The sequence below is a fragment of the Micromonospora endolithica genome, assembly GCF_003626595.1.
Lineage (GTDB): Bacteria > Actinomycetota > Actinomycetes > Mycobacteriales > Micromonosporaceae > Micromonospora > Micromonospora endolithica.
Genome location: NZ_RBAK01000004.1, coordinates 556,119 through 563,972, shown reverse-complemented (window position 1 = coordinate 563,972; position 7,854 = coordinate 556,119). Strand labels below are relative to the sequence as shown.

At 75.3% G+C, this 7,854-nt stretch carries 8 protein-coding genes and 1 pseudogene; 5 read left to right on the top strand and 4 right to left on the bottom strand.

Annotated features, from left to right (window positions below):
- A pseudogene (locus tag D7223_RS14415) lies at window positions 1-248 on the top strand (hypothetical protein); the annotation flags it as partial.
- A gap of 153 nt (window positions 249-401) precedes the next feature.
- On the opposite strand, the gene D7223_RS14410 reads toward D7223_RS14415, so the two are convergent.
- Window positions 402-1,649: an RNA polymerase sigma factor gene (locus D7223_RS14410; RefSeq protein WP_420330312.1), complete on the bottom strand. Its 1,248-nt coding sequence runs from the start codon at window positions 1,647-1,649 to the stop codon at window positions 402-404.
- A 2-nt stretch (window positions 1,650-1,651) separates the two neighbouring features.
- The gene (locus tag D7223_RS14405) at window positions 1,652-2,002 is read right to left on the bottom strand and encodes a YciI family protein (protein ID WP_120728869.1); all 351 of its coding nucleotides are present in this window, start codon (window positions 2,000-2,002) and stop codon (window positions 1,652-1,654) included.
- Window positions 2,003-2,121: 119 nt separating this feature from the next.
- Between D7223_RS14405 and D7223_RS14400 the strand changes: the two genes are divergently transcribed.
- The 4 genes from D7223_RS14400 to D7223_RS14385 all read left to right on the top strand — a co-directional run bounded on the left by D7223_RS14400 (window position 2,122) and on the right by D7223_RS14385 (window position 5,160).
- Entirely contained in the window at window positions 2,122-3,459 is a 1,338-nt protein-coding gene (locus D7223_RS14400) for a flavin monoamine oxidase family protein (protein ID WP_202864647.1), read from the top strand.
- A gap of 23 nt (window positions 3,460-3,482) precedes the next feature.
- Entirely contained in the window at window positions 3,483-3,854 is a 372-nt protein-coding gene (locus D7223_RS14395; protein WP_120728868.1) for an ArsR/SmtB family transcription factor, read from the top strand.
- Window positions 3,851-4,492, top strand: a complete 642-nt coding sequence (locus tag D7223_RS14390; protein ID WP_120728867.1) for an SRPBCC family protein — start codon at window positions 3,851-3,853, stop codon at window positions 4,490-4,492. The genes D7223_RS14395 and D7223_RS14390 overlap by 4 nt, the downstream gene beginning before the upstream one ends.
- 155 nt (window positions 4,493-4,647) lie before the next feature.
- Window positions 4,648-5,160 carry an NUDIX domain-containing protein gene (locus D7223_RS14385; RefSeq protein ID WP_120728866.1) on the top strand — a complete coding sequence of 171 codons (513 nt, stop codon included), beginning with the start codon at window positions 4,648-4,650 and terminating at the stop codon, window positions 5,158-5,160.
- Between the two features lie 29 nt (window positions 5,161-5,189).
- On the opposite strand, the gene D7223_RS14380 is transcribed toward D7223_RS14385, so the two are convergent.
- Together D7223_RS14380 and D7223_RS14375 are read right to left on the bottom strand one after the other, a co-directional pair.
- On the bottom strand, window positions 5,190-5,729 hold the full coding sequence (locus D7223_RS14380; protein WP_120728865.1) for an RNA 2'-phosphotransferase: 540 nt from the start codon (window positions 5,727-5,729) through the stop codon (window positions 5,190-5,192).
- Between the two features lie 79 nt (window positions 5,730-5,808).
- Complete coding sequence (locus tag D7223_RS14375; protein WP_420330311.1) at window positions 5,809-7,794, bottom strand: ABC transporter ATP-binding protein; 1,986 nt, start codon at window positions 7,792-7,794, stop codon at window positions 5,809-5,811.
- Window positions 7,795-7,854: the final 60 nt, after the last annotated feature.

The following is a 7,854-nucleotide window of genomic DNA, read 5'->3' as shown; positions in this document are numbered from 1 at the left end:
GCAACGACCACGACTCGCAGGGCCTGTTCCAGCAGCGCCCGTCCTCCGGTTGGGGCACGGTGGAGCAGATCACCGACCCCGAGTACTCCACCCTGGCGTTCCTCAAGGGCCTCAAGCAGGTCGACGGGTGGCAGGACATGCCGCTGACCGAGGCCGCGCAGACCGTGCAGGTGTCGGCCTACCCCGACCACTACGCCCAGTGGGAGCAGCAGGCCGCCGACCTCGTCGCCGAGCACTGGAACAACTGACAAGCTTTCCTCGTAAGGGGGAACAAGGCCGCTGGCCGGCACCCGAAGCCGGGTGCCGGCCAGCGGCGTCTGTGCGTGCAGATCTTGGACAGTTACCGTCCCGCCGGAACAGAAACTGTCCACGATTCACATTGACGCCCCCACCGAGGCGGGTCACCGGGGCGGGACGGCGCGGGCGGTCAGGAAGGCCCGCTCGGTCGCGTTGTCGGTACGGGCGGCCGCTGCCCGGTACGCCGCCGACGCCTCCTCGCTGCGGCCCAGCCGCCGGAGCAGGTCGGCCCGTACGGCGTGGAAGACGTGGTACCCGTCCAGCGGCAACCCCTCCACGACGGCCAGCGCCGCCGCCGGGCCGGCCACCTCGGCGAGCGCCACGGCCCGGTGCAGTGCCACCACCGGCCCGGGGGCGAGGACGGTCAGCTGGTCGTACAGCGCGAGGATCTGGCCCCAGTCGGTGTCGGCGGCGCGCGGCGCGGCGCTGTGCACCGCGGCGATCGCGGCCTGGATCTGGTACGGGCCGGGCCGGTCGCGCCGCAGGCAGCGGCGGACCAGGGCCTGACCCTCCGCGACGAGCGCGGCGTCCCACCTCGTCCGGTCCTGCGCGTCCAGCGGCACCGGCGTGCCGTCGACGGTGGTGCGGGCCGGGCGGCGGGATTCGGTGAGCAGCATCAGGGCGAGCAGCCCCAGGGCCTCCGGCTCGTCCGGCATCAGCTCCACCAGCAGCCGGCCCAGCCGGACCGCCTCGGCGCACAGCTCGTCCCGGACCAGCCGCGGTCCGGAACTGGCGGTGTGCCCCTCGGTGTAGATCAGGTAGACGACGGCGAGGACGCCGTGCAGCCGGTCGGGCAGGTCGGCGTCGCGGGGCACCCGGTACGGGATGCCGGCGTCGCGGATCTTGGCCTTGGCGCGGACGATGCGCTGCGCCATGGTCGCCTCGGGCACCAGGAAGGCACGAGCGATCTCCGGGGTGCCCAGGCCGCCGAGCAGGCGCAGGGTGAGTGCGACCCGCGCGGCCGGACCGAGCGCCGGGTGGCAGCAGGTGAAGATCAGGCGGAGCCGGTCGTCGCGCACGGGGCCCTCCTCGGCCGGTACGTCACAGGCGTGCAGCAGGGCGGCCTCGGTGTGCCGGCGGTCCCGGGACGCCTCCCGGCGCAGCCGGTCCAGGGCACGGTTCCGGGCGGTGGTGATGATCCACCCGGCCGGGCTCGGCGGTGTGCCGGTCACCGGCCAGCGGGCCGCCGCCACCGCGAACGCCTCCTGCACCGCCTCCTCGGCGAGATCGATGTCGCCGAGGAGGCGGGTCAGGACGGCGACCGCGCGGCCGTACTCCGCGCGGAACGCCGCCTCCACCGCGTGCACCCCGGCGCCGGGCGGCTCGCCGCCCGGCACGGAGGTGTCGGGCACCGTCAGGCCTCGCCCTGGAAGGGACGCACCTCGATCGGCAGGGTGGTGGCCAGCGCGTACCGGCGGCCCCACTCCAGCGCGGCGTCCAGGTCGGGCGCCCGGAGGATGGTGATGCCGCCGAGGTACTCCTTGCCCTCGGCGAACGGCCCGTCGGTGACCAGCACGTCGTCACCCTTCGGCCGCAGGACGGTGGCGGTGGACGGGTCGTGCAGGCCCTGGCCGAAGACCCAGCACCCGGAGTCCTCCAGCTCCCGGCGGATCTGGCCGAGGTCGCGCATCACCCCGGCCAGGAACTCCGGGTCGGGCATCCCCGCGCCGGCGGGGTGGTGGATGCTGATCAGGTACTGCCGCATGGCTCCTCCTGGCGTGCTGGCCGACCGTACGCCGGCCTCTCATCCTCCACACGAACGCCGCGGGTCCGGATCGACACCGCGCCGGGACTTTTTCCGCCCGGGCCGGGTAGGCGGGCCGGGTGCGTACCGACGTGGTGGTGGTCGGCGCGGGGTTCTCCGGGCTGGCCGCGGCGCTGGCGTTGAAGCGGGCCGGCGCCGGGGTCCGGGTGCTGGAGGCCCGTGACCGGGTCGGTGGGCGGGTGCTGACCCGCTGGCTGCCCGACGGGACCCAACTGGACCTGGGCGCGCAGTGGATCGGTCCCACCCAGGACCGGGTCCGCGCGCTGGTCACCCGGTACGGGCTGGCGACCTTCCCGTCCGCCGCGCACGGGACGCCGACGGTGCTGTGGGACGGCCGCCGGTACGCCGAGCCGCCCGCGCCGACCGGTGCGGTGCTGGCGCTGCTCGACGCGTACGCCCAGGGGGTCGATCCGGCGGCGCCGTGGGCGGCGGCGCGGGCGGAGGCCTGGGACCGACGGACCGTCGCGGACTGGTTGGCGCGGGCCGCGCCCGACCCGGTGACCGCCCGCTACCTGGGTCGGCAGCTCGCCGGTGGTCTGCTGGCCGCCGCGCCGGCCGAGATCTCGATGTTGCAGTTGCTGTTCTATCTGCGCAGCGGCGGTGGCAGCGCGATGCTGCTGGCGATGGCCGGCGGGGCGCAGCAGGATCGCCTGGTCGGCGGTCCGGGGGTGCTCGCCGACGCGCTCGCGGCGGCGCTCGGCCCGGACACCGTCCGGTGCGGCGCGCCGGTGCACGCGATCGTCCAGGACCGCACCGGGGTGACCGTCCGCACCGACGACGAGGTGGTGACCGCCGGTGCGGTGGTGGTGGCGGTGGCGCCGGCCCTGGCCGGTCGGATCCGGTACGACCCGCCGCTGCCCGCCCTGCGCGACGGGCTGAACCAGCGGATGCCGATGGGGTCGGCGGTGAAGGTGCACGCGGTATACCCGGAGCCGTTCTGGCGTGCCGACGGCCGGTCGGGCGTGGCGACCTGCGCCGACGGCCCGGTCACCGAGACGGTGGACAACGGCACCCCGGGTTCGGCGCGCGGGGTGCTGACCGCGTTCAGCTACGGCGCCGAGGCCACCGCGCTACGCCGGTTGTCGCCGCCGGCCCGTCGGGAGGCGCTGCTCGACGCGCTGGTGGCGATCGTCGGCCCGGCGGCGGGGCGTCCGGACGAGGTCGTCGAGTACGACTGGTCGGCCGATCCGTGGACCCGGGGCTGTTTCTGCGGGGCACTGACCGTCGGGGCGTGGCGGGCGTACGGGCCGGAGCTGCGCCGGCCGGTGGGCCGGGTGCACTGGGCGGGCACCGAGACGGCGACCCGGTGGGCCGGGTACCTGGACGGCGCGATCGAGGCCGGCGAGCGGGCGGCGGCCGAGGTGCTCGACACCACCGATCAGTTGTCGCTTAAATAAGCTTGGCCTGATATAACTGTCCGGTGCACGCCTTCGATGTGCTCGGCGACCCGGTGCGCCGGCGGATCCTGGAACTGCTCGCCGACGGGGAGATGACCGCCGGCGCGCTCGCCGACGTCGTCCGGGCCGAGTTCGGGATCTCCCAACCCGCCGTCTCCCAGCACCTGAAGGTGCTGCGGGACAACGGTTTCGCCACCGTACGCGCGGCCGGCACCCGGCGGCTCTACGCCGTCGACGCCCGACCGCTGCGCGAGGTGGACCAGTGGCTCGACCACTTCCGCCTGTTCTGGACCAACCCGTTGCAGGCCCTCGTGACCGAACTCGCGCGGGGCCGCCGCGAACGGCGTACGGGCACCCCGCCCGCCGCCGCGCCCGAGGAGAGGAACCAACCATGATCGACGCCACCAGCCAGGTCAGCGCCATCCGCCGGCAGCTCGGCACCCGCACGCTGGAGGCCGGCGAGGCCCGCGTGATGACCATCAGCCAGACCTACGACGCGCCCCTGGAGGACGTCTGGGACGCCTGCACCAACGCCGAGCGCATCCCCCGCTGGTTCCTGCCGGTCACCGGCGACCTGCGGCTGCACGGGAAGTACCAGCTGGAGGGCAACGCCGGCGGCACCGTGGAGCGCTGCGACCCGCCGAAGAGCTTCGCCGCCACCTGGGAGATGGGCGGCGAGGTGAGCTGGATCGAGGTCACCCTGACCCCGGTCGACGACGGCCGTACCCGCTTCCAGCTCGACCACGTCGCGAACGTGGCCCAGGAGTTCTGGGACCAGTTCGGTCCGGGCGCGGTCGGCGTCGGCTGGGACCTGGGGCTGCTCGGTCTGGCCAGCCACCTCGCCGCCGACGGCAGCGGGGTCACCCCGGAGCAGGCCGCCGCCTGGACCGCCTCGGCGGAGGGGAAGGACTACATCACCCGCAGCAGCCAGGCGTGGTACGAGGCGAGTGTCGCCGCCGGCACCGACGAGGCCGCGGCCCGGGCCGCCGCCGAGCGCACCACCGCCTTCTACACCGGCGAACCGGCGGCCTGACCCGGCGCGGTGGCCCGCCGGGACCACCCCGGCGGGCCACCACCGGACGGCCGGGCCACGCCGACCCGGCGGGCCGCGCCCTGCCGTCCCGGGCGACGGGAACCCGGCGGTCACCGCCCGGCGGTCCGGCCGCCCGCCCGGTAACGTGCTGCGGCATGACCGGCGTGGCGTACTCGCACTGTTCCTTCTGCGGCGCGGCCTACCCGGCCGGGGCCGGGTGGCCGCGGGTCTGCGCCGCCTGCGGGCAGACCGTCTGGCGCAACCCGACGCCCGTCGCGGTCGCGGTGCTGCCGGTCCGCACGGCCGCCGGCCTCGGGGTGGTCGTGGTACGCCGGGACATCGAGCCGGCGCGCGGCCAGCTCGCGCTGCCCGGCGGTTTCGTCGAGTACGGCGAGGAGTGGCGCGACGCCCTGGTCCGGGAACTGCGGGAGGAGACCGGCCTGCTCGCCGACGCCGACGACGCCCGGCTGTTCGCGGTGCACGGCGCGCCGGCCGGCGGCACCATGATGGTCTTCGGTGAGCTGCCGGAGCGGCCCGCCGAGGGCCTGCCGCCGTCGGCGCCCACCGAGGAGGCCACCGAGTGGCTGGTGCTCACCGAGCCGACCGAGCTGGCCTTCTCCACCCACACCCGGGTACTGGCCGACTTCCTGTCCCGCGGACGCGGCTGAGGTCCGCCGGTGCCTGAGCCCGGTGTAGCTCACCCGGTCAGGTAGGCCGACGGCACGGCGTCGGTGAGCCAGACGCCGTTGGCGCTGCGGTGGAAGACGTGGCCGTCGCGGCTCATCGCCGCCGCGTCCACGGTGAGCACGACGGTCGCCCCCGACCGGCGGGCGCCCACCCGGCGCGCGGTGTCGACGTCCACGGACAGGTGGACGTGGTGCCGGCCGCCCCGGTGCAGGCCGGTGGCGCGGATCGAGTCGAGGTTGGCCGCGCTGGTGCCGTGGTAGAGCCGCTCCGGCGGCGACGCGGGCGCCAACCCCAGGTCGACCGGGATCGAGTGGCCCTGGCTGGCCCGGATGACCTCCGCGCCGTCGGGTCCGAGAGCCACCGCGAAACGCTGCTTGTCGTTCCCGGCGACCACCACGTCGAGGTCGGCGCGGTCGATCCGCAGCGCGACGAGGAACTCGGCGAGCGGCACCCAGCCGGCCCGGTCGGGCGTCAGACCGAAGCGGCCGGGTTCGTGGCGTAGCGCCAGGGACATGCGTTTGCTCAGCCGTACCATCGCGCGGTGTTCCACGCCCGCATTCTCGCCCGGCCGGCGGCGCGCCGCGAGTGCGATTTCTGGCGGCGGACCGCGGGCGTGCCGGCGGGGACCCTCAGCACGGGACGGTGTCGTCGGGGTGTGGCGCGCGGGCGAGGTAGCCGCTGGCCTGGAGGTCGAACAGTTCCCGGTAGAGGCCGCCGGCGGCCATCAGCTCGTCGTGGCTGCCCGCCTCGACCAGCCGGCCGGCGTCCATCACGAAGATCCGGTCGGCGTGCCGGACGTTGGCCAGCCGGTGGGTGATCAGCACGACCGCCCGGTCGGGCCGGCGGCGCAGGTGCCCGAACAGGGCGTGCTCGGCCCGGGCGTCCAGCGCGGCCGACGGCTCGTCGCAGATCAGCAGGGCGGCGTCCCGGTAGAGACCCCGGGCGGCGACGAGCCGCTGCCACTGTCCGCCGGAGAGGTCCTGGCCGTCGCGGAACTCCCGAGCCAGCAGCGTGTCGTAGCCGTACGGGAGGCCGTCGATCATCTCGTCGGCGGCGGCCGCACGGGCCGCCTCCCGGACGCTGGGTCCGGGCCGGTCGGGCCCGCGGTCGTGCCGGCCGATGCGGATGTTCTGCCCGGCGGTGAAGGGGAACTTCCACCAGTCCTGGGTCATCACGGCGACGTGCGCGGCGGTGGAGTGCGGGTCCAGTTCCCGGGTGTCCACCCCGTCCCAGCGGATGACGCCGTCGGTGGGCCGGTAGAGCCCGGCGATCAGTTTGGCCAGGGTGGTCTTGCCGGAGCCGTTCTCCCCGACCAGGGCGATCACCTGCCCGCGCCGCACGGTGAGGCTGACCCGGTCGACGGCGGGCCGGTCGGTGTCCGGGTACCGCAGGCTGGCCCGGTCCAGCGTGATCGTGTCGAAGCCGGCCGCCGCCCGGCCACCGCCCGGGGTCACCCGGTCCCGGGCACGGGTCAGGAAGTCCCGGTAGTCCTGGTAGTAGAGCGCGTCCTCGTACAGCGAGTTGGTGGCGACCACCGCGACGCCCAGGCTGGTGCGGGCCGACTGGAGGGCCAGCAGCGCGGTGGCGGCGGCGGCGAGCGCCACCATGCCGCTGAGCAGCAGGGCGCCGAGCACCGCGTACACCCCGAAGGTGGCCAGGCCGGCGATGGCCGCGCCGGTCACCCGGGTGCCGGTCTGGGCACGGACCAGGCGCAGGTGGGCGCGGGTCTCCACGGCCATCACGGTGCGGTACTCGGTGAGCAGGAAGTCACGCATCTGGTAGGACCGCACCTCGGCGGCGGTGTGCCGGTTGGCCATCAGGTGGGCGAGCATCCACATCCGCCGCCGCCGGTTGATCCGGGCCAGCATCGCCAGATATTCGCGGCGCGCCATCCGGATCGCGGTGATCGCCTGCGGGACGGCGGCGAGCAGCAGGCACGGCAGCAGCAGCGGCTGGATCACGGTGACGGCCACCGCGGTGGCCACCATGCCCACCACCCCGGTGACCAGGTTGACCGTGTGGTCGACGATCCACGCCGCCTCGGCCATGCCCCGGTCACGGGCGCGGTCCATCTCCTCGGCGAACCCGGCGTCGTCGAACGCGGCCAGGTCGACGGCCGTGGTCGCCTCGAACAGCCGCAGCTCGACCTGGTAGTTGATCTGCGGGGTGAGCCGGGCCTGGGCCCAGCCGGCGGCGATGGTGAGGCCACCCCGGGCGGAGACCGCGCCGGCGGCCACCAGCAGCGCCGGCAGGGCGGCCCGCACCCGGTCCGGGGTCGGTCCGGCGGCGAACAGCTCACGCAGGACGCTGGTGGTGGCGAGCAGCCCGAACGTGGTGAGCACCCCGGCGGCGACGTTGAGGCCGATCGAGGCGACCGTGTCCCGCCGGTTGGTCGCCCAGGCCAGGCCGACCGCCTCCCGCACCAGGCGCGGCAGCCGACGGGCCACCGCCCGGAAGCTGGTGTGCGCGAAGGCGGTGGCGTGGTGCAGCCAGTCGGAGTCGTCCAGCTCCGGCAGCACCGTCTCGCCGCCGGGCGGGGACGCGGCGCCGGGCGCGGGCTCGCCTCCGGGCCGGGGGTCGTCGGACGGGGGCCGGGGGCGGGCCATCGACTCCACGGGCGCTCCTTCTCCGCGTACGGCGACGGTCCCCGGGAGCCTACTGTCCGCAGTCGGGTC

Bases quoted from the DNA above. Each gene is read 5' to 3' on its own strand.
- D7223_RS14390 (WP_120728867.1), top strand. From the start codon at position 3,851: ATGATCGACGCCACCAGCCAGGTCAGCGCCATCCGCCGGCAGCTCGGC.
- D7223_RS14385 (WP_120728866.1), top strand. From the start codon at position 4,648: ATGACCGGCGTGGCGTACTCGCACTGTTCCTTCTGCGGCGCGGCCTAC.
- D7223_RS14405 (WP_120728869.1), bottom strand. From the start codon at position 2,002: ATGCGGCAGTACCTGATCAGCATCCACCACCCCGCCGGCGCGGGGATG.